Origin of the sequence: Rhizobium sp. ERR 1071, assembly GCF_007828675.1 — a bacterium.
Classification (GTDB): domain Bacteria; phylum Pseudomonadota; class Alphaproteobacteria; order Rhizobiales; family Rhizobiaceae; genus Rhizobium; species Rhizobium dioscoreae.
This window is the reverse complement of record NZ_VITM01000009.1, coordinates 129,988-151,881: the sequence shown is the minus strand read 5'-3', so window position 1 is coordinate 151,881 and position 21,894 is coordinate 129,988. Positions and strand designations below refer to the sequence as shown.

Genomic DNA, 21,894 nt, shown 5'->3' with positions numbered 1-21,894 from the left:
GGATTATCTTTTCTTTGCACCCTTTTCCTGTGAAAGGCCCTTTCGAAGCGCATCCATGATGCTGATGACATTGCCCGCGGCGGGTGCCTCTTCGGCCTTTGCCCTTGCCGGGCGCTTGCGACCTTTCTTCTTGGCAGCGATGATATCGAGAAGCTTGTCCTGGACGGGATCGGAGACCATGCCTGGGTCCCATGATTTCGTTCGCTCGTCTATCAGCTCTCCCACGAGCTTCAGCAGTTTGGTGTCGACCGATTTTGCAGGGATGTCTTCGAAGTAATCCCTTTCATCCCGGACCTCATCGCCAAATCGCAACGTCCACAGGACGATCCCTTTGTCTCGCGCTTCCAGCATGACGGCACGCTCACGGCGATACATGACGAGCCGGGATATGCCGACCATGCGGCTCGCGGCCATCGCATCACGAATGACGCAGTAAGCCTCCTCCCCAACAGCATCGTTCGGCGTCAGATAATGCGGCGTATCGAACCAGATCCATTCGATGCTGTCGCGCGGTACGAACATCTCGATATCGATCGTTCTGGTACTTTCCAAAGCGACGGCATCGAGCTCTTCGTCCTCGAGCATGACATAGTCATCCTCGCCGCGCTCATATCCCTTGACCTCATCGTCTTCATCGACCGCTTTGCCCGTGACGGAATCGACATATTGGCTGACGATGCGGTTGCCCGTCTTTCTGTTCAGCGTGTGGAAGCGAACCTTCTCGTTAATGGTGGTCGCCGGAGCCATGGCGACCGGACATGTCACGAGCGACAGTTTGAGATAGCCTTTCCAGAATGATCTTGGCGCCATGAGTTTTCCTCCACCAGGAAGGGGAACGGTCTTCGGCAGGCATGGTTCCCGACCATCCATGCCGTCAAATTCCGCACTCAATGCATGCTGCCGATCCTCCGGTATTCGTCAGGACAACAGAAGCGGCGGGAACAACGCCAATTCGCCCTAGTTTGAGAACGAGCAGCCAATGGAGGATGCAATCATGGCAGAGACAGAAATCCACGACATGTTCGTCATCGGCCTTCGAAACGCCTATGCGATGGAAAACCAGGCTTTGGGGATGACAAGACCGCAACCGTCACGCTTGGAAAATTATCCGGAAGTGGCGGCAAAACTTGAACAGCACATCGGCGAAACGGAGGATCAAATCAGGCGACTCGAACGTATCCTTAAGGATTTAGACGAGGATTATCTCAACCTCAAGGATATGATCCTTTCGTTCACCAGCCCGACGACTGTCATGAGCCATGCAAGCGTAAGCGACGAAGTGCTGAAAGACGCCCTCACCGATTTCGCATTCGAAAACTATGAAATCGCGGCATATAAATCACTGCTGACGATCGCGGACGCCGGAAACTTCGACGAGGCAAAACATGCTCTGCGGGAGAGCTTGGCCGAAGAGCAGGCAATGGCCAAATGGATTGACGATCATCTGCCGCAGATAACGCGGAAGTTTCTGCTGATGTGGGAGGGAGACGGACGCCTCGCGAGACAAGGGTAATCTGCTTATGTCCGGCATGGGGAGCAATTGCGGATGATCAGTTTGGCCGATGGCCCGGCTTATGCTGTCCACTACGGATCTTTTCTTTTGCGCATCCATGAATCCATACGCCTCGATCGCAGCGTTGTTCACTTGCGCAAAAGCGTGCTGTCGCTGCTCACTCCCTTTGCAAAGGCTTTCCGGCCGAACTCGTAAGCGTGTTTTTCTGAAATCGCATCATCGTCGCCAGTCTTCATGGCGACCTGCTTCCCGACATCAGGTGCGCGTCGAGGCAGGCAATTACAAAAGCTGCTCGCGACGCCTCGACGGGAATTTTGTGCGAAACCGCCGCAACGCATTTTTCCGTCGCACGCGCGTAGGACCTGCTTCGTTCGCAAGGCCATCTTCGTGACAGGAAATGGATCGCATCCTCCGGCCCCTGAATCAGACAGCCGTCTCGACTGCTGGTCGCGAGGTAGACTGGTGCGGTCCAAAGCATCTTGAATTCCACATCAATCACATTGTGCATCCAACTCTCCCATGCCGTGGATGCCCCTCCCCTATGCTCGAACCATATGCGCGGCCGTTTGTTCCCGAGGCCGAGCCTGTTCGACTGTTTTCTCTGATCTATCGCATCAAGTCCGGAAACCTTTTCCGGCGGCAGTTGTTCGTGATTGAGGGTAAGAATTTCCTCTCAAATCATGTGACGTTCACCGAAAGCCCTCCTTTGACGAGCGCACAAAGACAGCTGCCGTGTACAAGAACCGTGGTTCAGTTTCGGTTCACGCGCCAACACCTATAAGCAAGGCTCAATTCGGATCGAGAAATGGACGGTTTAGCGCCCCTCTATAGCCAATTGTTTTCGGGAAAGCGGCTCCTGGTGGCAGAGAGCGGTTACTTTCTGACCGACGAGGTGCGCCAAAAGCTGTGTGAACTCGGAGCGATTATAGTTAGTCCGGTCCATGATCTCGAACATGCGTCCGATCTCATCGAGGCAAATGACCTGGACGCGGCGATACTCGACCTGAATCTCGAGGCGGAACAGGTATTTCCCCTGGTCGAACGGCTCGACAGGCAAAAGATTCCCTATCTCTTCGCTCTTGGCGGAGACCCAATCGATGCAGACATGAACTTTGCAGGTTTTGTGCTATCCGAGAGGCCTGCCGCGCTCGATCATATTGCCAAGGCACTGTTCGGCATCCCGGACAAAGATACATAACGCCACGCATTACCACTCCATGCGTTGAGAAGTGCAGGCATCATCAATGCCTGTCTTCGTCAAGGTGCGCTGCCAGTTGCTGCCGGGCTCGACTGAGCCGGCTTTTCACGGTACCGATCGCACATCCGAATTTCTCGGCAGCGGCATCATAGGAGCGTCCCTCTATGACAACATATTCGAGCACGACACGGTAAGGTTCCGGCAGCAGATTGCAGGCCTCTTCCATTTCCTTGGCCCGTATCGCCCATTCTTGCGATGGCGCGGCCACCCCGGCGCCGGAAACGCATTTCGTGATTCCGGGAGCCTCGCGCCGGGCAATGCGGAACTTCGTGCAAAACGTATTGCGCATGATCGTGAACAGCCACGATTTCAGCCGGGTGCCTCGATCGAATTGGTTGAGATTGGCCAGCGCTTTCGCGAGGGTTTCCTGCACGAGATCGTCGGCGTCGCTGGCGTTTCTATGAAACGAGCGTGCAAATGCACGAAGGGCCGGAATAAGCTCTACAATTTCGTTTTGCAGATCGGGGGTGCTGGGGCTATCGGTCACAATTTTTCTCCTTGAAGAACGCGCATAACGACCGTTCCAGCATTGCCGCGCAATGCGTGGTTTCAGCTGCCGTCCATACGCTAGACCGGCACCGGTGCCCTGTGGACCTCGGATAATGCCTTCATTGACCTTGATTTGAGCAGACTTGCTGTTTGCGATGCGTTCGGGAGCTTCGTTGCGATCTTAAGGCTTCGATGTTCCTTGCATCTGCTAGGGGAACGGCTGCATCTTGAGCTTGTTCCATGAGAATCTAAATAAACGTCAAAGCGCCGCGACGCCGCCACGGAGAGCGAGGCCGACGGGTGTCGGTTATCGTTCGATCGTCCCATTGCGGCGAATCTTGCGCTGGAGAAGCAGAATTCCGTAAAGCAAGGCCTCCGCGGTCGGCGGGCAACCAGGCACATAAATATCGATCGGAATGATCCGATCGCATCCGCGCACCACCGAATAGGAATAGTGATAATAGCCACCGCCATTGGCGCATGATCCCATGGAGATCACGTAGCGCGGCTCGGGCATCTGGTCATAAACCTTGCGCAGCGCCGGCGCCATCTTGTTGCATACGGTGCCGGCAACAATCATCAGATCCGACTGCCGGGGGCTACCCCTCGGCGCGGCACCAATGCGTTCCACGTCATAGCGCGGCATCGACATCTGCATCATCTCGATGGCGCAACAGGCAAGCCCGAACGTCATCCACATCAGCGATCCGGTGCGCGCCCAACTGACAAATTCGTCCGTGCTCGTGACGAGAAAACCCTTATCGGCGAGTTCGTTGTTGATCGTTCCCATGAAGGGATCACCAGTCGGCGCCTGGCCGGGATGTTGAAAATCGCTGATGACAGGGCGGTCTTTGTAGGAAGACATTGGTCCGTTCTCCCGTGGAAAACTCCCGAACTTGCGCGGAACAGGCTTGTTCCAGGCACGGGTGCCTTTCGGTTCGCATGACCATCCTTGTCTTTCGATACTTCGATGCCTTCAAAGTGAAACCAAACAAGTTGCTCTACGTTTGTTTCCATGAGGAAATGTCATGCATTCAATCGAGCAGCGCGACGACCGGCCTTCGAAACTACATCCTGCTTCTCTGACCATTCTCTGCCTGGGCGTGATCGTTGCGCAGGTCGACACGTCGGTTGTCAATCTGGCTGTCCAACCAATCGGCGAGAGCCTCCAGGCTTCCGTAACCCAGTTGCAGTGGGTCGTCGATGCCTACAATCTCGTCTACGCTGCGCTTCTGATCAGTGGCGGTCTGCTTGCGGATCTTTACGGACGTCGTCTGATTTTCATCGTCGGCTGCGTCATCTTCTCAATCGCAAGCCTTGGATGCGCCTTGGCTCCGACGATCACGATCCTAATCGGCGCCAGAGCGATAACCGGCCTCGGATCGGCCCTTCTGATACCGGCCTCTCTTTCGCTCATTCGAGTGATCTACCCAGACGAGCAGATTCGCGGTCGGGCGCTCGGTATCTGGGCCGGCTGCAACGGCATGTCGCTTGCCATTGGGCCAAGCCTTGGCGGCTATCTGATCCATAATTTCGGTTGGCGGGCTGTTTTCCTCGTCGTGGTTCCCATCGGCGTGGCGGCGGCTGCCGGAGCATTGCCTTGGATCTTGGAAAGTGCGGATAAAAAGGGACGATCGTTCGACATGCTGGGTCAGCTATTGGGCATATTGTCGCTCGCCGCCATCACTCTGGCGGCAATCGAGTCCTCGCATTTTCCGATAGTCTGGACGATCCTGCTGGCACTTTGCGGCTTCGGTCTGCTGACGCTTTTCATCCTGGTGGAACGACGCCTCGATCAGCGGGCTCTCGTGCCGCTTTCGATGTTTTCCACTGAGCGGTTCAGCGGGGCGATGGCAGGAACGGCCGCAATGACGTTCGGCATGTACGGGACGCTCTTTCTGTTTCCCCTCGCCTCCCTCAGCCTCGATCGACTGCCTCCGATCGCTGTCGGGCTGGCACTATTACCCATGGCGCTGAGCTTTGTGGCAATCTCACCCTTCTCCGGTTTCTTTTCTGAACATCTGGGAAAACGGCACACCATCAGCATCGGGTTGGCGACGATAGGACTAGGGAACCTTCTGCTCGGCATTACTTTTGACGGTAACCTGTTCACCGCCGAGGAATTCGGCCTGCTGTTGACCGGTATCGGGATGGGCATGGCGACCGGGCCTCTTACGGCAGTCGCGGTTTCGAGCGTCGTCCGTGAGCGCGCTGGAACTGCGAGCGCACTGATCAACGTCGCACGCATGGTTGGCGCAACCATCGGCGTGGCCGCACTCGGATCGGTCTACGCGTTCTTCCGGGAGCCCGCTTTCGGGTTCATTGTGGCTATGTTTTGCGGCGGCGGTCTTCAGCTCTTCGGCAGCGTGGCGGCGTGGCGATATCTCAAGCGAGCGTGAATCCCACTTTTTATGCGGGTGACGTTCGACAATCCGAGCGCCATCCAAGCCAATGAGAAGACGCAGGCGCCATCAGCGGATCCTTGCCGACTATCTCAATCAGGAAGTCGAGGACCGTCCTGATGCGCAACGGCAGGTTCCGACGCGATGGGTAGACGACGCTGATAGCGACCCGGCTCGGCGGAAAGTCTGGCATGACGTTCACCAGCCTGCCTTCCTCGATGTCGGACCCGACAAGAATGTGGGAAAGTACGGCAATCCCATTGCCAGCCAACACCGCACGGTGGACGGCAACCGCGTTGCTGGCGACGAGGCGCGGCGCGATCCTTACGGTAACGTCCTCGGCGCCATTTGAGAACGACCATGCCCGGCCGTTTCCGGCGCGATTGTAACAGATGCAATCATGAGCGCTGACATCGTCGGGTGTTTTGGGTGCTGCCCGGTCTTGTAGATAGGAAGGCGCGGCAACGAGAAAGGCCGTCGTCCACCCAATTCTGCGGCACATCAGGCTGCAGTCTGCGACCGTTCCCAGCCGTACCTCAAGATCGATCCCCTCTTCGACCAGGTCGGACGGTTCCTCGCGAAAGAGCAAGTCGACGGAAAGTCCCCGATGGCGTTCGAGCAGCATCCCGAGCCGGTCGCTGACGTAAAGCCCGAGCGGTGTCGGCAAAGCCAGCCGCACCTTGCCGGCTATGCGCCCGCCATCACGACATGTGGTTTCACTAAGCGCCTCGACCGCCTCGATGACCTTGAGTGCCATCGGGATGATCTGCTCCCCCTCCGCCGTCAGCGCCAGCGCGGTGGTCGTGCGATGCAGCAGACGTGTGTTGAGATGCGCTTCCAGCGCCGAAACCTGGCGTGAAACAGCAGGCTGCGTCAGCCTGAGATCAATCGCTGCGGCGGAAAAGGAGCCAGTCTCCACCACCCGCATGAATGTTTGCAATGCGCATACGATATCCATCCCCACCCCATACTTTTCGGCATAGGCCTTATGTTCGAACCTTAGCCCGGAAGGACTTTACTGTCCAGCTATTAAGGATATCTTTTATCCACAAGGATACTTAATGTCCTTAATAACGGAGGCGACCATGACCCAGCGTTTGAATTATGCCCAGCAATCACCGGAACTCTTCAGGAAACTTTCGGAACTCAGCATGGCTCTGAAGGACAGCGCCATCGAACAGAAGATCCAGGATCTCGTTCACATCCGCGCATCGCAGATTAACGGCTGCGCTTTCTGCCTGGACATGCATGTCAAGGAAGCCAAGATCCATGGCGAGAGCGAACTCCGGCTCCACCACGTAGCCGTCTGGCGGGAATCCAATCTCTTCATTCCCCGGGAGCGCGCCGCGCTCGCCTGGACGGAAGCGGTGACGAAACTGCATGAAGGCGGCATTCCCGACGAGCTCTACGAGCGCGTGCGCGGCCAGCTTTCCGAGAAGGAGATCTCCGATCTCACCTTCGTAATCATGGTCATCAATGCCTGGAACCGCGCCAGCATCGCCTTCAAGACCGTGCCGGGCTCGGCCGACAAGGCCTACGGCCTCGACAGGGCCGGCCTCAACTGAGCCTCTCAGAAAAGGCTTCGGCAAACGATGGGTGGCCGTTCCGGCGGCCGCGACCAAAACGCTCATGACAATCATTTCAACCGTGGAGCCGGCCAGATCGGTTCCAAGATCTCGATCAACAGGAGACAAACATGGACCTGGACACTTCTCATCCCGTTAAATCAAACCCCGACGAGCTGGTTCCGTCGCGCTACGCGGTACAGATCGGCGATATCGAGGTACTGGTGATCAGCGACGGCGTGTTGCCGCTGCCGACCAAGATGCTGGGATACAATGCCGACGCTGCCGATCGCGCGGCCTGGCTGAATGATATGTTCCTGCCGCAGGACGCTTTCGACTGGGCGCTGAACGCGGTCGTCGTTCGCAGCGGCAAGCAGACCATCCTCATCGATGCAGGTCTTGGCTTGGACCCGGAGTTGAACCTGCCGCGCGCCGGACAATTGATCAAGCGGCTGGAAGCTGCAGGCATCGACCTTGGTTCCGTGACTGACGTGGTGCTGACCCACATGCATATGGATCACGTTGGCGGGCTGCTCGTCGATGGAGTGAAGGAGCGGCTGCGTCCAGACCTCAGGATCCATGTCGCAGCAGCAGAGGTCAAATTCTGGGAAGCGCCCGATTTCTCACATGTGTCCATGCCGCCCGGATTCCCGGACGCGCTTCGAGCTGCCGCCAAGCAGTTCAGAAAGGAATACGAGAACCAACTGCAACTGTTCGATGATGAATTCCAGGTCGCACCGGGCGTGGTCGTCTCCCGAACCGGCGGCCACACACCCGGGCATAGCGTGGTCCGCGTCGCCTCCGGAAAGGACCGGCTGATGTTTGCCGGCGATGCGGTGTTCGCCGTCGGGTTCGAACATCCGGACTGGCACAACGGCTTCGAACACGATCCGGAAGAAGCTGCGCGCGTGCGCGTCCGTCTTTTGCGGGAGCTGGCCGAGACCGGAGGGCTTCTGGTTGCCACCCATATGCCGTTCCCTTCGGTCGGCCATGTGGCAACCGACGGCGATGTCTTCCGTTGGGTACCGGTGTTCTGGGACTACTAACTCCCTGGTGAGCAAGCGCCGGGCCGGCGTGCAGCTGTTAGGGAGCACCTGGCTCGGCTGAGCGGATGCAAGGCATGATCAGAGCCGGCCCGTCCTTGCAACACAATCACACAGAATGAACGAACAATGCGGTGCGCGAAGCGACCGCAAATGGAGAAGCTCATGAAAATCGTCATCATCGGCGGAACCGGCCTGATCGGTTCGAAGACGGCCGACCGCCTTCGTAGGCAGGGCCATGAAGTCGTTGCCGCCGCACCGAACACCGGCGTCAATACGATTACCGGCGAAGGGCTCGCCGAAGCATTGGCGGGCGCCTCCATCGTCATGGACCTCGCAAACTCGCCCTCCTTCGAGGACAAAGCCGTGCTCGAATTCTTCGAGACGTCAGGCCGCAATCTGGCGGCAGCGGAAAAGACGGCCGGCGTGAAGCATCATATCGCCCTTTCCATCATCGGCGTCGATCGCCTGCCCGAAAGCGGCTACATGCGCGCCAAGATCGCCCAGGAAAAGATCATCCGCGACTCCGGCATTCCCTATACCATCGTCCATTCGACGCAGTTCATGGAATTCCTAAGCGGCATAGCCCAGTCCGGCACGGTCGGCGATACGGTGCGCCTGTCGCCGGCCTATGTGCAGCCGATCGCTTCCGACGACGTCGCCGACAACATGACCGTCGTGGCGAACTCCGCGGCAATCAACGGCATCGTCGAGATCTCCGGTCCGGAACGTGTCCGGCTGAATGAGCTCGTGGCCCGCTATCTGAAGGCCATGGGCGATGCCCGCAAGGTCGTGGCGGATCCGGAAGCCCGCTATTTCGGCGCAAGGCTGGAAGACGGCTCGCTCGTGTCCGACGGCAATCCGCGCCTCGGCCGCATCACCTTCGAGCAATGGTTCGCAACCTCCGCGCGCAAATGACCGTCTAACTCTTCAGAAAGGAATTCGAGATGATCAAGTCAATTCTCGGCCTCGCCCTCACCGTCCTGCTGTCCACCACCGCCGTCGCACACGCCGAAGGCGAGAAGGACGCCAAGGTCACGCTTGTCTACCAACACGAACTGCCGAACGTTCCTGGCAAGAGCATCAAGGGCGTCCTCGTGGAATATGGTCCGGGCGGCTTTTCCTCGGCCCACACCCATCCGAACTCGGCGTTCATTTATGCAACGGTCCTGGAAGGGGCGATCCGAAGCCAGGTCAATGACGGTCCGGTCAAAGTCTTCAAGGCCGGCGAAAACTTCTCCGAGATGCCGGGCGATCGCCATGGCGTCAGCGAGAATGCGAGCAAGACCAAGCCGGCGAAGCTGTTGGCTGTCTTCGTTGTCGACAGCAGCCAGAAAGAACTGACCTTTCCGATCAAGAAATAACCGGAGGCTGGATGGGTGCCGGAGGCGCCTGTCCCTTCCCGGTTTCAGGAAATCATCGTCGGTGAGCCCTATCATGTTTGGCGAACATCATTTTCTGCCGCTCGTCCTGATCAATCTGCTCGGGCTGGCCGGCATTCTCATCTGGCACATCCAGGGGCGCCGTCGTCCGACTGCGCGCCTCGTCGTGCAGATCCTCTTCTTTTGCTGCATGAGCCTCGTGCTCTGGCTTGCCGGAATTTCGCCTTATCACTTTGACTACGATGAGCTTCAGGATGGCGGCATCCTGCTTGCCAAATCCGCAAGGATCCTCTGGTGGCTGCATCTTGCCTGGACGATGATCGGCTTCCTTCATATCTATCTCACCCTCAACCGCCGGCCGCAGGAGGCGCATCTTCTTCAGGATCTGATCGTCGGCATTGTCTATCTCGGCGTCGCCCTGTCCGTCATCGGCTTCGTCTTCGGTGCACCCGTTGGGCCGCTGATTGCCACCTCAGGCATCGTCGTCGTCATCATCGGCCTTGCGCTGCAGAACACGCTTGCCGATGTCTTTTCCGGAATCGCGCTGGCTCTCGGTCACGCCTACGTCATCGGCGACTGGATCCAGCTCGCCGACGGCACCGAAGGGCGCGTCGTTGAAACCAACTGGCGCTCCACCAATCTGCTTTCTGGCGGATATAACGTCGTCGTCCTGCCGAACAGCGTTCTGGCGAAACAGGGCGTCACCAATCGCAGCCGCCCTGATGAGTCGCACCAGATCTCGCTGACGATACGAATATCCGCCATACACAAGCCGCGGCTCGTCGAAGAGGTCATGCTTGCCGTCCTGCAGGGCTGCGAAAGGATCGTCATGAACCCGCCGCCGGTCGTCACGCTCAAGACGATCGACGCAATCGCCATCGAGGTCGAGCTGTTCTTCCGCGTCGCGAGCGCGGCAAGCCGCATGTCGGCACAGAACGAGATCATCGATCTCATCTACGAACATTGCAAGGCGAACGGAATATCATTGGCGATGCCGGCCCAAAGCCTCGTCTGCCCCCCGATAGGCGAACAGAAGGAACAGGCCACTCTCAGGGCGATATCATCCGGCGCGCTCTAGCACCCATTCGAAAGAGCTTTTCCAGAGTTCCGGCGGGATCTCCTTCGACAGGATGCCGACGAGATCTGACAATTTGACGCCGCGCAGTTTCTCGCGCCACGCTTCGTCGGCCTCCCACATGATGCGCGCCACCGCACAAGGACTGCTCTCGCAATAGTCCTTCGGGCGGCAGGGGTTGTTGGCGCGAATATTGGTGCAGACGAAGGTTCGCTGCCGCCCCTCGACGGCCTCAACGATCTCCAGAAAAGTGAGATCCGCGGGCGGTCTCGCCAATCGATAACCGCCGGAGGGGCCGAGTGTCGTGTCGACAAGTCCAGCCTGAGAGAGGCTCTGGAGGGCCTTGGAAAGATATTCCTTGGGAAGCCCATGGAATTCGGCGAGCGCTTTGGTGGAGAGATAGCGGCCCTCAGGCAAACCCGCAAGAATGGCACAACAATGGAGAGCCCATTCGACTTGGCTTTTCAAAATCATAAATTCATTCCAAAGGCCCGCGGCTGGCATATATCTATCAAGGATAAAGAATATCCTTATTTGATCGCCATGTAAATAAATTCCGAGATGCAGATTTGCCTCTCGCATACCGAGCATGCATAAGCGAAACGATCTTCAGGGCTTCGAAAACATCCCTTCCCCATGACGAACCGGATGGCGGTCTGGAAACGAAATCGACCCGCGCAAGGCGGCAACTCGACCATTGCAGCCATGCCAGGCGACAGCGGCTGAAGCAAACTATCGACATTTTGATAGATCGAGGCACAACCGCCCCTCTTGGAGCACTTTTCACTTTGACTTAGATTGCCGGCAATGACGAAGCCTGTTGGATCTGGCGAATAAGGCAAGGTCAGCAACCCCCGGGGACCTGATCAGGATTTATATGAAGCGGACAAGAATTGAGGATATCGCCAAAGAGGCGAAGGTGAGCAAAGCGACTGTAGATCGTGTCATTCACAAGAGAGGCTTCGTCCGCGAGGAAACGGTCCGCAAGGTTGCAGAAGCAGCGCATAAACTGGCCTATTATGCGAGTGGTCTGATCGATCGGCAGCTGACCGCACCGCTTGCAAGAGTGAGATTTGGCTTTCTGCTCATAAAAGAAAGACAGGAGTTTTATCAGTCTTTCAGCAAAGAGCTGACCCGGGCGGTGGCAGACCATCAGGATTTTCGCGGTGAAGTGATCATCCGATATTCTCCGTCTCAGTCGCCGGCAGACTTTGCGGCAATCATGCGGGAACTTGCCACGCATACTGATGCGATAGCTTGCACTGCGGTCAACCATAGCATCGTCAATGAAGCCGCCCGGAGCCTGCGGCAGAACGGAATTCCCGTCTTCGCCCTGCTGAATGATTTCGGCCACGGCGCGCGTCAAACCTATATCGGTCTCGACAATCACAAGGTCGGACGCCTAGCGGCATGGATGATTGCCATAGCAAGTCGCCAGCCCGGAAAAGTCGCGATTTTTCTTGGCAGTAATCGCTGGCAGGGACACGAATTGAAGGAAGCCGGATTCCGTTCATACTTAAGCCAGTTGCGGGCGGATCTCGATATCCTGGAACCGGTCATCAATCTTGAGACAAGAAAGCTCACCCATGAAACCTCCGTCGCCTTGCTTGAGCGTCATCCGGACTTGAGAGGCATCTATGTCGCAGGCGGTGGCATGGAAGGCGCAATAGCGGCGCTGCGGGAAATGCGCGCGCCCGGGGAGGTCGCCCTCATCGTCAACGAGCTCACCTCTGTCAGTCGCGCAGCCCTTTCCGACGGCTATGCGACAATGGTCATCGGCACGCCCTTGGCACAGCTTTGCCGGGACACCGTCGAATTGATGGCACAAAACGTGCTCCAGGGTCGCGTTCAAATGCCGGATGCGCATTTTCTGGAACCGCAACTTTTTCTACCTCCTTCCATCTCAGAATGAGGTGAAACACCTCAAGCGGAAGACGCAAGAAACCTCACCGATGCGCTAATCCAAATTCCACCCGATTGCGCGCGACGGATGCTTTTGGCATTGCCTAGAGCCGCGTGACGCTCCGCTGGAGCAGCAATATCGGGATCTTGGGAGGAAACATGTTCTGGGCACTCAATCAGATTACGGCACCAAATCTTAGCTACACCGATTTCCTCGACCTGTCGGTTGCTCTCGGCTGCCAGGGCGTAGAGGTTCGCAACGACCTCAAGCGCCAGCTATTTGACGGCCTTTCGCCGGCCGAGGCAGGTCAAATGGTTCGGGAGCGAGGTTTGCGGCTCGTTGGCCTGTCCCAGGTCTATCCGTTCAATTTCTGGTCGGATGATATCGAGCGGAAGGTTCGGGATCTGATTGCAATCGCCAAGGAAGCCGGCGCTGAAACCATCAGCCTGATCCCTCGAAACGAGGGGATCGGTACCGAGGCGCAGGAGCGCAAAGCCAATCTCGAAACGTCCCTTGCCGCCATCTTACCTCTTCTTGAAGAGGCGGACCTGGTCGCACTGGTCGAGCCATTGGGGTTTCAGCGTTCCTCGCTGCGTTACAAGGCAGAGCTCGTGGACACGATCAACGCGCTCGGGGCAGCACATCGCTATAAACTCGTCCATGACACATTCCATCACGCCCTGGCGGATGGCGGACCGATTTTTGCCAGCCACACCGGGATCGTCCACATATCGGCTGTCGTCGATCCGACGTTGCAGCTGAACCAGATGGAAGACGAACACCGGGTTCTTGTCGACGGATTGGACCGACTGGACAATGTCGGTCAGATTAAGGCTCTTCAGGCTGCCGGATATGTCGGACCGATTTCCTACGAATGCTTCTCTCCCCTGGTGCACGACCTCGCCAACCCACGAGAAGCAATCCAAGCCTCGTTTGATTTCATCGAATCGGCCCTGAAGGCCGGGTGATCGCCAAGCTGGCGATGCGAAGGAGCCCGCCGAGCTTGGCTGTGGGCCCGGTCCGATCTGGTGTCGATAAGATCGAGCTCCTGTTTTGGCGCTTTCGCGTGGGCAGCGGCGCTGCCAACGCGACCTTGCCATCGCCGGGCTTCCCTCATTCAAATATTCTCGGAGATATAGATCTCGAACGGGAAAAAGGTCTGGCGCGCGGTCGTTTGCGCGCTCCCTTCGACTGAACTCACCATTTGCGTGATGAGCTCTCGGCACAGAAGGGGCAGTGGAGTGCAAATGGCCATGGCAACTGTTCCATCCATCAGTGCGCCCTTACTCTCGGGGACAAGCTCGTTGACGATGAGGGTAACATCGCCTGCGCGGTTTTCTTCCCGAAGTGCGGCGATCGCCCCCTCCATTCCGCCGCCGGCGACATAAAGACCGATAAGGTCTGGATGCTTCTGCAGAAGATCGAGCGTCGCCTCATGCGTGACGTCGACGGCGTCGAAATTGATGAGCGTTTCCAGCACTTCGAATTCCGGCGCATTCTCGCGGAAATAGGAGCGAAAACCCACCTCTCGCAACTCGTGGCCGTGAAAGCGGTGGCTGCCTACAAAACACGCCACTTTGCCCGGCTTGCGAGCCGTGCGCGCGATCGTCCAGGCAGCAGATCTCCCGACCTTTCTGTTGTCGAGGCCGAGATATCCTTCCCGAACGCCCGCGGCAAAGTCGGAAAGTACGGAAAAGACCGGAATCCCCTTTTCCTTGAGTTCGTCGACGATGGCCTCGACAGCCGGATAATCAGGGGCGACGACGGCCACGGCCTGATTACGCGCTGCCAGCGCTCGCATTTTCTCCGCGATCGCGCTCGGTGTCGAGACAGCCGGATAGTCGATTTGAACCTGCAGCTTCGCTGCCGTCATCGCCGCCGCAGCCGCTTCGATCTCTTTGGCAAAAGCTTGATAAAATGATTGCGTGGGCTTCTGCAATAGGAATGCGAGTTGATAGCGCGGCACGTCTTCGAAGACGCGCTGACGCAGGAGACCGACAGCGTGATAGCCGATTTCCTGCGCCGCTTCATAGACGCGCCGTGCCGTCTGTTCGCGAACCGGAAGGCGTCCGTTCAGCACGCGGTCGATGGTGGCGACACTGACGCCGGACGCCTTGGCGAGATCCGATATGGTGGGGCGACGCATGGCGGCTCCTGATGGAATTTATCATTCCTGCGTTATCTTAATGATAGGTTTTGATAGATTCCATCATTCCTGCATTGAGGCAAGCAAAAAGTCGATCTATCGTTTCCAGCATTGAGAGCGAGGCGCTATCGCGCATCGCGGGAGGCAGGGATGACGACGATGATCAAGCGTGACTATGATCTGCTCGGCGCAAGCGGCAAGCTGGCGGTGGAAACGGGGCTGGCTGCCGCCGAATGGTATCACACGGATGTTGCGCGCAAGGATATGAAGGCGTTGATGCAGCGCTCGGATGCGCCTGCGATCCGCGACACCATCATCTGGCTCGGCAGCATGGCGGTTTTCGCTGTACTGGCCGTCTACTTCTGGGGATCCTGGATCTGTGTCCCCTTCTTCCTGGCCTATGGTGTGCTCTACGGCTCTGCCTCGGATAGCCGCTGGCATGAATGCGGCCATGGTACGGCGTTCAAGACGCGATGGATGAATGACGCGGTCTATCAGATCGCCTGCTTCATGATCATGCGCAATCCGGTGACCTGGCGCTGGAGCCACGCGCGCCATCACACCGATACCGTCATCGTCGGCCGGGATCCGGAGATCGCCGTCATGCGGCCGCCGGATCTCCTGCGCCTCGTCCTGAATTTCTTCGGCATCCTCGATGCCTGGTACGCCATGATCGACATGCTGCGCAATGCTGCCGGCTTCGTCAGCGCCGCGGAAAAGACCTTCATTCCCGAGATGGAGCAGCCGAAAGCGATCCGCATCGCCCGTATCTGGCTTGCGATCTATATCGTCACTATCGCATCAGCGATCACCATGGGCTCGATCCTGCCGCTGATGCTGATCGGCCTTCCCCGGCTTTACGGCGCTTGGCATCATGTTCTGACCGGTCTGCTGCAGCATGGCGGCCTTGCCGACAATGTCATCGACCACAGGCTGAACAGCCGCACCGTCATGATGAACCCGGTCAGCCGCTTCATCTATTGGAACATGAACTATCATGTCGAACATCACATGTTTCCGATGGTGCCCTATCACGCGCTGCCGAAGCTGCATGCGATGATCAAGCATGATCTGCCGGCCGCCAATCCATCCATCTGGTCCGGCTATCGCGAGATGATCCCGGCATTCCTGCGGCAATTGCGCAACGAGGACTATTTCCTGAAGCGCGAGCTGCCGCCAACGGCGCGGCCCTATCGTGAAGAGTTCCACGGCGACCTGCCGGCTGCCGCCGCACAATAACATCGACATTGCGAGGGAGGAAAACATGAGCAACTGGATCGAAGTCTGCGCCGCTGATGCAATCGACGAGGAGGATGTCATCCGTTTCGATCATGACGGGCGGACTTTCGCTATCTATCGCAGCCCCGAGGATGATTATTTCGCGACCGACGGCCTGTGCACGCATGAAAAGATTCATCTCGCCGATGGTCTTGTCATGGACACCATCATCGAATGTCCCAAGCACAATGGCCGCTTCGACTACCGCACCGGCGAAGCCAAGGGCGCTCCGGTCTGCATCAATCTGCAGACCTATCCGGTCAAGGTCGAGAATGGCACCGTCTTCATCGGGCTCTGAGGAGGCTATCGTGGCGCATTTCGTCATTGTCGGAGCCGGGGAATGCGGCGCCCGCGCTGCCTTCGCACTTCGTGAAAAGGGATTTGAGGGCGACATCACCCTTATCGGCGCCGAGCCGCTGGCCCCATACGAACGCCCGCCGCTTTCGAAGGGCGGATCGGATGAGGCGCTCGAGCCAAAATTCGTCGCAGCATTGGAGCGTTACCAGGAGCAATCGATCGACCTGAGGCTCGATACGACGGTGACAACGATCGCTCCCTCCACAAAGACCATCAGGCTCGCGGGTGGGGAAACGCTAAGTTACGACAAACTGCTGCTCGCAACTGGTGCTTCGGCACGCAAGCTTCCCGGCACCGATGGCACCTCTCATCGCATCCGCATGCTGCGGACCCATGCGGATGCGGTGGCTTTGCATGCCGTGCTCAATCCCGGACGGCACATTGCCATCATTGGCGGCGGCTTCATCGGTCTGGAACTGGCAGCGACGGCACGCAAGCGCGGCGCCGACGTCACTGTAATCGAGGGGCTTCCGCGGGTGTTGAAACGCGGCGTGCCGGAGGAGATCGCCGAGGCAATTACCGAACGGCATCGTCAGGAGGGTGTCGATATACGCTGCGGTCAAGTCATCGAAGCAGTGCAGGAGGACGCCGACAAGGTGGTCATTCGCATGGCGACCGGGGACGTGATCTCTGCCGATCTGCTGCTTGTCGGTATCGGTGCCCTCCCGAATGTCGCGCTTGCCGCCGACGCGGGCCTTGCGATCGACAACGGCATTGCCGTCAACGAGCGATTGGAGACCTCGATGGCCGATATTCATGCGGCGGGCGATTGCTGCTCCTTTCCGCTGGCGCTCTATGGCGGAAGGCGTGTCCGCCTCGAATCCTGGCGCAATGCGCAGGAGCAGGCCAATCTCGCCGCCGCCAACATGCTGGGAGAATGTGCGGAGATATCCGCGGTGCCGTGGTTCTGGTCCGATCAATATGATCTGACATTGCAGATTGCCGGCCTTGCGGATGAAGCGGTCGCCCATGTACGGCGCGACCTCGATGACGGGGCGTTCATCCTCTTCCATCTCGGCGCGGACGGAAGGCTGCTCGCCGCCAGCGGTATCGGACGCGGCAATGCCATAGCGCGCGATATCCGCCTTGCCGAGATGCTGATCGCCGCCCGCGCGCATCCGGATCAAGCTGCTTTGGCGGCGAGCACGGTCAAGCTGAAGTCGTTGCTTGCGGCGTAACTATCCATATCGAGGAACATCCAATGCAAAAGCACAATCGTCCGACGGTTGCTGATCTCCTGTCGCTCAAAGGAAAGCGACAATTGACAATGCTGCGCGTCACGTCACTTGAGGAAGCGCAAGCCGCCGAGAGAGCCGGCATCGATATGCTTTCTGTCCCACCAGCGCTTTTGGGCCCCTCTTTCCGTGAAGCCGCGCCAAGCCCCTTTGCAGTACCGGGCCTGGAATATGGCGACTATGTCTCGGCAGAAGAATATATGCGGGAGGCATTCAAGGCACTGAAAGCCGGAGGCGATGCCGTTTATTGCGCTGCAAGCCTCGCGATCATTCGACGAATGCGGGATGAGGGAATTCCCGTCTGCAGCCACGTTGGCCTCATTCCTTCGAAGGCGACATGGACGGGCGGTTTTCGCGCCGTCGGAAAAACGTCGATCAGCGCTTTTGAAATTTGGCGCCAGACCAAGGCGCTGGAAGAAGCCGGCGCCTTTGCCGTCGAAATCGAGGTTGTGCCTGGTGACGTTGCGGCCGCCATCAGCCAAAGGACATCGATGCTGATGATTTCCATGGGTGCGGGAACAGGATGTGACGCGCAATATCTGTTTGCCGATGATGTCCTTGGCAGCAATCGCGGCCATCGCCCCCGCCATGCGAAGGTCTACCGCGATTTCGCGGCGGAGTTCGATCGGCTGCAGAATGAGCGTATTGCCGCCTTTGCCGAATTTGCCGATGACGTTCGTTCCGGCGCCTATCCGGAGAAGGGACATCAGGTCGCAGTCGACAGGCAAGAGCTCGAGGCGTTCCTGCATATGATCGCCGAGCAAACTCTTTAAGTGAACCTTAGGCTTCGGGTGAAGCATTTACACATCGAATTGGGCTATCTCGAATGAAAACCTATGTATTGACAGTGACGTGCCAATCGACGCGTGGGATCGTAGCGGCGATCTCGAACTATCTGGCCGGGCAGGGCTGCAACATCGTCGATTCCAGCCAGTTCGACGATCTCGATACCGGCAAGTTCTTCATGCGCGTCTCCTTCATCTCGGAAGAAGGCGTGGGCCAGGCAGCGCTCGTCGAAGGCTTCAAGCCGATCGCCGAGAAGTTCGCCATGGATGCCGAGATCCATGACGAGAAGAAGCGCATGAAGGTGTTGCTCATGGTCTCGCGCTTCGGCCATTGCCTGAACGACCTGCTCTACCGCTGGAAGATCGGCGCATTGCCGATCGACATCGTCGGCGTCGTCTCCAACCATTTCGACTACCAGAAAGTGGTCGTCAATCACGACATCCCCTTCCACCACATCAAGGTGACGAAGGACAACAAGCCGCAGGCCGAAGCCCAGCTGCTCGAGATCGTCGAGCAGACCGGCACGGAGCTAGTCGTGCTCGCCCGCTACATGCAGGTTCTGTCGGATGCGCTCTGCCGGAAGATGTCGGGCCGCATCATCAACATCCACCATTCCTTCCTGCCGTCCTTCAAGGGGGCGAACCCCTACAAGCAGGCCTATGAGCGCGGGGTGAAGCTGATTGGGGCGACGGCGCATTATGTGACGGCCGATCTCGACGAAGGTCCGATCATCGAGCAGGATACGGCGCGCATCACGCATGCGCAGTCGGCCGAGGACTATGTCTCGATCGGCCGCGATGTGGAAAGCCAGGTGCTGGCGCGCGCCATCCATGCGCATATCCACTATCGCACCTTCCTCAACGGCAATCGCACCGTCGTCTTCCCGGCAAGCCCGGGCTCCTATGCCTCCGAGCGCATGGGGTGAGTGATGGCGCTCGCGACAGTGATCGACGGTAAGAAAGCAGCAGCTTCGGTGATCGAGGCTGTGAAGGCTGCGGCGGCGGAGCTTGAGGCGGAGGCCGGGGTGAAGACCGGGCTTGCGGTCGTCATCGTCGGCGACGATCCGGCCAGCCACGCCTATGTGAACTCCAAGAGCAAGATGGCCAAGGAGTGCGGCTTCAAGTCGGTTCAGCACACGCTGCCGGCGGAGACGACGCAGGAAGAGCTCGCTGCCCTGGTGGCCTCGCTGAACGACGATGCCTCCATCCACGGCATTCTCGTACAGCTGCCGCTGCCGAAGCATCTGAATTCCGATGCGATCATTCAGTCGATCCGTCCTGAGAAGGATGTCGATGGCCTACATGTTGTCAATGCAGGCAAGCTTGCGACCGGCGATCTCGAAACCGGGCTGATCTCCTGTACGCCGGCCGGCGCCATGCTGTTGGTGCGCTCCATCCATGGCGAGGACCTGTCGGGTCTGAATGCGGTGGTCATCGGCCGCTCCAACCTGTTCGGCAAGCCGATGGCGCAATTGCTGCTTTCCGCCAATGCGACTGTCACGACGGCGCATTCGCGCACGAAGGATCTGACTTCGGTGGCAAGAGGCGCCGATATTCTGGTGGCGGCTGTGGGACGTCCGGAGATGGTGAAGGCCGATTGGGTGAAGCCCGGCGCCACTGTCATCGATGTCGGCATCAACCGGATCGATGCACCCGAGCGCGGCGAGGGCAAGAGCCGGCTGGTCGGCGATGTCGCCTATGGTGAAGCATCCGAAGTCGCCGCCGCGATCACGCCGGTTCCGGGCGGTGTCGGACCGATGACGATCGCCATGCTGATGGCCAATACCGTCATCGCTGCCCATCGCGCCGCGGGTCAGAAGCCGCCGAGGTTTTGAGGGAGAGAGCTGTTTAGACCACTGCACCATCGAGCTCGTTTATCGGCGACGGCTAAAGTTAATCGACTAGCACGAGGAGCGTTTTTTGCCTCCTAAGCGAGTTCGCTATCACAAGGTGGGAGGAGAACTAGGCTTATCCAACTCGACACGAGCAAGCTCAGCCTGCTGCTTCCGATCGTTCCTTGTCAGTCGTCTAATGAGGATCATCGCGCTCATCAAAATTGCATATTCTCCGCGCAAATTTTCAGATCGCTCAATTTTTCATCAACACCACAACACCTTTCCTCTAACAAAATCAACCACTTACGATCTGGCACGCCATTTGCTTCGTATTTGGTTGAGTTGGTGGCTAGGGTTCCGGCGCTTCACATGAAGCGTGGCTGGTCCGAGAGCCACCACCGGCTGGGGGAGAAATCCCACCGGATGCACGGCGGGATAAAAGCCCGGGAGACCTCGTAAGCCAAGGGATTGGCGGCGCGATGGTCTTTGCCGATCCCTTTTTGAAAAAAGCAAAAGGGGAATTTCAATGCAGACTTTTTCGAAAATCCTTTCCGTCACAGCCCTGTCCGTATCGCTGGCCCTCGGGCTCGGTTCGGTCGCCAGTGCTGCGCCGAAGACCAGCTTCAAGGTCGCCTGGTCAATCTATGTCGGCTGGATGCCCTGGGGCTATGCGAGCGACCACGGCATCGTCAAGAAATGGGCCGATAAATATGGCATCAATATCGAGGTCACACAGTTCAACGACTATGTCGAGTCGATGAACCAATATACGGCCGGTGCCTTCGATGCCGTAACGCTCACCAACATGGATGGTCTCTCGATCCCGGCTGCCGGCGGCGTCGATACGACGGCCGTTATCGTCGGCGATTTCTCGAACGGCAACGACGCCGTCATCCTCAAAAACAAGGCGAACCTCGCCGACATCAAGGGCCAGAACGTCAACCTCGTCGAATATTCAGTATCGCACTATCTGCTGGCGCGCGCGCTCGACAGCATCAAGCTCAGCGAACGCGACGTGAAGGTGGTCAATACCTCCGATGCCGACATGGTAGCGGCCTATAAGACGCCTGACGTTTCCGCCGTCGTGACCTGGAACCCGCTTGTTTCGACCATTCTCGAAGACTCCAGCGCCAAGAAGGTTTTCGACAGTTCGCAGGTGCCGGGCGAAATCATCGATCTGATGGTCGCCAACAGCAATGTGCTGAAAGACAACCCGAATTTCGGCAAGGCACTCGCCGGTATCTGGTATGAAACCGCCGCGCTGATGAAGGCCGACACGGCGGAGGGCAAGGCCGCCCGCGCAGCCATGGGCAAGGCATCGGGCACGGACCTCAAGGGCTTCGAGGCGCAGCTCGCTGCGACCCGCCTTTTCGACAAGCCCGCCGATGCGCTCACCTTTACCACCTCGCCGAACCTGCCGAAGACCATGGATCTCGTGCGCAATTTCCTCTTTCAGAAGGGGCTTCTCGGCAATGGCGCGCCTTCCGCCGATGTCATCGGCATCGAAATGCCCGATGGCAAAGTCCTCGGCGACGGCAGCAACGTGAAGCTTCGCTTCACCGAAGCCTACATGAAGTCGGCCGCCGACGGTCTGCTCTGACCTTCCTTGAACGGCGGCGCAGCAGCGC

At 58.2% G+C, this 21,894-nt stretch carries 24 protein-coding genes and 1 riboswitch; of the genes, 17 read left to right on the top strand and 7 right to left on the bottom strand.

Annotation, left to right across the window (positions count from 1 at the left end):
* Positions 1–3 precede the first annotated feature (3 nt).
* A complete protein-coding gene (gene ku, locus FBZ99_RS25605; protein WP_113352473.1) occupies positions 4–810 on the bottom strand; it encodes a non-homologous end joining protein Ku in 807 nt (268 codons plus the stop codon).
* A 184-nt stretch (positions 811–994) separates the two neighbouring features.
* On the opposite strand from ku, the gene FBZ99_RS25600 reads away from it, so the two are divergent.
* Positions 995–1,513, top strand: a complete 519-nt coding sequence (locus FBZ99_RS25600; RefSeq protein WP_113333596.1) for a ferritin-like domain-containing protein — start codon at positions 995–997, stop codon at positions 1,511–1,513.
* A 232-nt stretch (positions 1,514–1,745) separates the two neighbouring features.
* Here FBZ99_RS25600 and FBZ99_RS25595 read toward each other — a convergent pair whose 3' ends face one another.
* Positions 1,746–1,991, bottom strand: a complete 246-nt coding sequence (locus FBZ99_RS25595; RefSeq protein WP_233788669.1) for a DUF982 domain-containing protein — start codon at positions 1,989–1,991, stop codon at positions 1,746–1,748.
* Between the two features lie 327 nt (positions 1,992–2,318).
* On the opposite strand from FBZ99_RS25595, the gene FBZ99_RS25590 reads away from it, so the two are divergent.
* A complete protein-coding gene (locus FBZ99_RS25590) occupies positions 2,319–2,711 on the top strand; it encodes a response regulator (RefSeq protein ID WP_113333594.1) in 393 nt (130 codons plus the stop codon).
* Between the two features lie 43 nt (positions 2,712–2,754).
* Here FBZ99_RS25590 and FBZ99_RS25585 read toward each other — a convergent pair whose 3' ends face one another.
* Together FBZ99_RS25585 and FBZ99_RS25580 are read right to left on the bottom strand one after the other, a co-directional pair.
* Positions 2,755–3,258: a sigma-70 family RNA polymerase sigma factor gene (locus tag FBZ99_RS25585; RefSeq protein WP_113352474.1), complete on the bottom strand. Its 504-nt coding sequence runs from the start codon at positions 3,256–3,258 to the stop codon at positions 2,755–2,757.
* 309 nt (positions 3,259–3,567) lie between these two features.
* A complete protein-coding gene (locus tag FBZ99_RS25580; RefSeq protein ID WP_069615666.1) occupies positions 3,568–4,125 on the bottom strand; it encodes a NuoB/complex I 20 kDa subunit family protein in 558 nt (185 codons plus the stop codon).
* A gap of 163 nt (positions 4,126–4,288) precedes the next feature.
* Between FBZ99_RS25580 and FBZ99_RS25575 the strand changes: the two genes are divergently transcribed.
* Positions 4,289–5,659, top strand: coding sequence for an MFS transporter (locus FBZ99_RS25575; protein WP_113352475.1), 1,371 nt, complete (start codon positions 4,289–4,291; stop codon positions 5,657–5,659).
* 10 nt (positions 5,660–5,669) lie between these two features.
* On the opposite strand, the gene FBZ99_RS25570 is transcribed toward FBZ99_RS25575, so the two are convergent.
* Positions 5,670–6,620, bottom strand: coding sequence for a LysR family transcriptional regulator (locus FBZ99_RS25570; RefSeq protein ID WP_113352476.1), 951 nt, complete (start codon positions 6,618–6,620; stop codon positions 5,670–5,672).
* Positions 6,621–6,747: 127 nt separating this feature from the next.
* Here FBZ99_RS25570 and FBZ99_RS25565 point away from each other — a divergent pair, with 127 nt between their 5' ends.
* From FBZ99_RS25565 to FBZ99_RS25545, 5 genes are all read left to right on the top strand, one after another.
* Complete coding sequence (locus FBZ99_RS25565; RefSeq protein WP_113352477.1) at positions 6,748–7,227, top strand: carboxymuconolactone decarboxylase family protein; 480 nt, start codon at positions 6,748–6,750, stop codon at positions 7,225–7,227.
* 131 nt (positions 7,228–7,358) lie between these two features.
* The gene (locus FBZ99_RS25560) at positions 7,359–8,273 is read left to right on the top strand and encodes an MBL fold metallo-hydrolase (protein ID WP_113352478.1); all 915 of its coding nucleotides are present in this window, start codon (positions 7,359–7,361) and stop codon (positions 8,271–8,273) included.
* A 162-nt stretch (positions 8,274–8,435) separates the two neighbouring features.
* Positions 8,436–9,188 carry an SDR family oxidoreductase gene (locus tag FBZ99_RS25555; RefSeq protein ID WP_113352479.1) on the top strand — a complete coding sequence of 251 codons (753 nt, stop codon included), beginning with the start codon at positions 8,436–8,438 and terminating at the stop codon, positions 9,186–9,188.
* Between the two features lie 29 nt (positions 9,189–9,217).
* Entirely contained in the window at positions 9,218–9,634 is a 417-nt protein-coding gene (locus tag FBZ99_RS25550; protein ID WP_113352480.1) for a cupin domain-containing protein, read from the top strand.
* A gap of 73 nt (positions 9,635–9,707) precedes the next feature.
* Positions 9,708–10,730, top strand: coding sequence for a mechanosensitive ion channel family protein (locus FBZ99_RS25545; protein ID WP_113352481.1), 1,023 nt, complete (start codon positions 9,708–9,710; stop codon positions 10,728–10,730).
* On the opposite strand, the gene FBZ99_RS25540 is transcribed toward FBZ99_RS25545, so the two are convergent.
* Positions 10,713–11,201 carry an RrF2 family transcriptional regulator gene (locus FBZ99_RS25540; protein ID WP_113352497.1) on the bottom strand — a complete coding sequence of 163 codons (489 nt, stop codon included), beginning with the start codon at positions 11,199–11,201 and terminating at the stop codon, positions 10,713–10,715. The two genes, FBZ99_RS25545 and FBZ99_RS25540, sit on opposite strands and share 18 nt — an antisense overlap.
* A gap of 346 nt (positions 11,202–11,547) precedes the next feature.
* On the opposite strand from FBZ99_RS25540, the gene FBZ99_RS25535 reads away from it, so the two are divergent.
* A complete protein-coding gene (locus FBZ99_RS25535; protein ID WP_246661198.1) occupies positions 11,548–12,639 on the top strand; it encodes a LacI family DNA-binding transcriptional regulator in 1,092 nt (363 codons plus the stop codon).
* 149 nt (positions 12,640–12,788) lie between these two features.
* On the top strand, positions 12,789–13,598 hold the full coding sequence (locus FBZ99_RS25530) for a TIM barrel protein (RefSeq protein ID WP_113333584.1): 810 nt from the start codon (positions 12,789–12,791) through the stop codon (positions 13,596–13,598).
* A 149-nt stretch (positions 13,599–13,747) separates the two neighbouring features.
* On the opposite strand, the gene FBZ99_RS25525 is transcribed toward FBZ99_RS25530, so the two are convergent.
* Positions 13,748–14,776, bottom strand: coding sequence for a LacI family DNA-binding transcriptional regulator (locus FBZ99_RS25525; RefSeq protein WP_069615676.1), 1,029 nt, complete (start codon positions 14,774–14,776; stop codon positions 13,748–13,750).
* Positions 14,777–14,926: 150 nt separating this feature from the next.
* Here FBZ99_RS25525 and FBZ99_RS25520 point away from each other — a divergent pair, with 150 nt between their 5' ends.
* The 7 genes from FBZ99_RS25520 to FBZ99_RS25490 all read left to right on the top strand — a co-directional run bounded on the left by FBZ99_RS25520 (position 14,927) and on the right by FBZ99_RS25490 (position 21,866).
* Complete coding sequence (locus FBZ99_RS25520; RefSeq protein WP_113352483.1) at positions 14,927–16,015, top strand: fatty acid desaturase family protein; 1,089 nt, start codon at positions 14,927–14,929, stop codon at positions 16,013–16,015.
* Between the two features lie 25 nt (positions 16,016–16,040).
* The gene (locus FBZ99_RS25515) at positions 16,041–16,352 is read left to right on the top strand and encodes a MocE family 2Fe-2S type ferredoxin (RefSeq protein WP_113352484.1); all 312 of its coding nucleotides are present in this window, start codon (positions 16,041–16,043) and stop codon (positions 16,350–16,352) included.
* Positions 16,353–16,362: 10 nt separating this feature from the next.
* Positions 16,363–17,589, top strand: coding sequence for an NAD(P)/FAD-dependent oxidoreductase (locus FBZ99_RS25510; protein ID WP_113352485.1), 1,227 nt, complete (start codon positions 16,363–16,365; stop codon positions 17,587–17,589).
* 23 nt (positions 17,590–17,612) lie between these two features.
* Positions 17,613–18,419 carry a 3-methyl-2-oxobutanoate hydroxymethyltransferase gene (locus FBZ99_RS25505; RefSeq protein ID WP_113352486.1) on the top strand — a complete coding sequence of 269 codons (807 nt, stop codon included), beginning with the start codon at positions 17,613–17,615 and terminating at the stop codon, positions 18,417–18,419.
* A 53-nt stretch (positions 18,420–18,472) separates the two neighbouring features.
* Complete coding sequence (gene purU / locus FBZ99_RS25500) at positions 18,473–19,357, top strand: formyltetrahydrofolate deformylase (protein ID WP_145635585.1); 885 nt, start codon at positions 18,473–18,475, stop codon at positions 19,355–19,357.
* Positions 19,358–19,360: 3 nt separating this feature from the next.
* A complete protein-coding gene (gene folD, locus FBZ99_RS25495; RefSeq protein ID WP_145635583.1) occupies positions 19,361–20,266 on the top strand; it encodes a bifunctional methylenetetrahydrofolate dehydrogenase/methenyltetrahydrofolate cyclohydrolase FolD in 906 nt (301 codons plus the stop codon).
* A 338-nt stretch (positions 20,267–20,604) separates the two neighbouring features.
* Positions 20,605–20,718: riboswitch (guanidine-I (ykkC/yxkD leader) on the top strand.
* A 74-nt stretch (positions 20,719–20,792) separates the two neighbouring features.
* Positions 20,793–21,866, top strand: a complete 1,074-nt coding sequence (locus FBZ99_RS25490) for a putative urea ABC transporter substrate-binding protein (protein WP_113351023.1) — start codon at positions 20,793–20,795, stop codon at positions 21,864–21,866.
* The last annotated feature ends 28 nt before the right edge of the window (positions 21,867–21,894 follow it).

Bases quoted from the DNA above. Each gene is read 5' to 3' on its own strand.
- ku (WP_113352473.1), bottom strand. From the start codon at position 810: ATGGCGCCAAGATCATTCTGGAAAGGCTATCTCAAACTGTCGCTCGTG.
- FBZ99_RS25600 (WP_113333596.1), top strand. From the start codon at position 995: ATGGCAGAGACAGAAATCCACGACATGTTCGTCATCGGCCTTCGAAAC.
- FBZ99_RS25595 (WP_233788669.1), bottom strand. From the start codon at position 1,991: ATGCTTTGGACCGCACCAGTCTACCTCGCGACCAGCAGTCGAGACGGC.
- FBZ99_RS25590 (WP_113333594.1), top strand. From the start codon at position 2,319: ATGGACGGTTTAGCGCCCCTCTATAGCCAATTGTTTTCGGGAAAGCGG.
- FBZ99_RS25580 (WP_069615666.1), bottom strand. From the start codon at position 4,125: ATGTCTTCCTACAAAGACCGCCCTGTCATCAGCGATTTTCAACATCCC.
- FBZ99_RS25575 (WP_113352475.1), top strand. From the start codon at position 4,289: ATGCATTCAATCGAGCAGCGCGACGACCGGCCTTCGAAACTACATCCT.
- FBZ99_RS25570 (WP_113352476.1), bottom strand. From the start codon at position 6,620: ATGGATATCGTATGCGCATTGCAAACATTCATGCGGGTGGTGGAGACT.
- FBZ99_RS25565 (WP_113352477.1), top strand. From the start codon at position 6,748: ATGACCCAGCGTTTGAATTATGCCCAGCAATCACCGGAACTCTTCAGG.
- FBZ99_RS25560 (WP_113352478.1), top strand. From the start codon at position 7,359: ATGGACCTGGACACTTCTCATCCCGTTAAATCAAACCCCGACGAGCTG.
- FBZ99_RS25555 (WP_113352479.1), top strand. From the start codon at position 8,436: ATGAAAATCGTCATCATCGGCGGAACCGGCCTGATCGGTTCGAAGACG.
- FBZ99_RS25550 (WP_113352480.1), top strand. From the start codon at position 9,218: ATGATCAAGTCAATTCTCGGCCTCGCCCTCACCGTCCTGCTGTCCACC.
- FBZ99_RS25545 (WP_113352481.1), top strand. From the start codon at position 9,708: ATGTTTGGCGAACATCATTTTCTGCCGCTCGTCCTGATCAATCTGCTC.
- FBZ99_RS25540 (WP_113352497.1), bottom strand. From the start codon at position 11,201: ATGATTTTGAAAAGCCAAGTCGAATGGGCTCTCCATTGTTGTGCCATT.
- FBZ99_RS25530 (WP_113333584.1), top strand. From the start codon at position 12,789: ATGTTCTGGGCACTCAATCAGATTACGGCACCAAATCTTAGCTACACC.
- FBZ99_RS25525 (WP_069615676.1), bottom strand. From the start codon at position 14,776: ATGCGTCGCCCCACCATATCGGATCTCGCCAAGGCGTCCGGCGTCAGT.
- FBZ99_RS25520 (WP_113352483.1), top strand. From the start codon at position 14,927: ATGACGACGATGATCAAGCGTGACTATGATCTGCTCGGCGCAAGCGGC.
- FBZ99_RS25515 (WP_113352484.1), top strand. From the start codon at position 16,041: ATGAGCAACTGGATCGAAGTCTGCGCCGCTGATGCAATCGACGAGGAG.
- FBZ99_RS25505 (WP_113352486.1), top strand. From the start codon at position 17,613: ATGCAAAAGCACAATCGTCCGACGGTTGCTGATCTCCTGTCGCTCAAA.
- purU (WP_145635585.1), top strand. From the start codon at position 18,473: ATGAAAACCTATGTATTGACAGTGACGTGCCAATCGACGCGTGGGATC.
- folD (WP_145635583.1), top strand. From the start codon at position 19,361: ATGGCGCTCGCGACAGTGATCGACGGTAAGAAAGCAGCAGCTTCGGTG.
- FBZ99_RS25490 (WP_113351023.1), top strand. From the start codon at position 20,793: ATGCAGACTTTTTCGAAAATCCTTTCCGTCACAGCCCTGTCCGTATCG.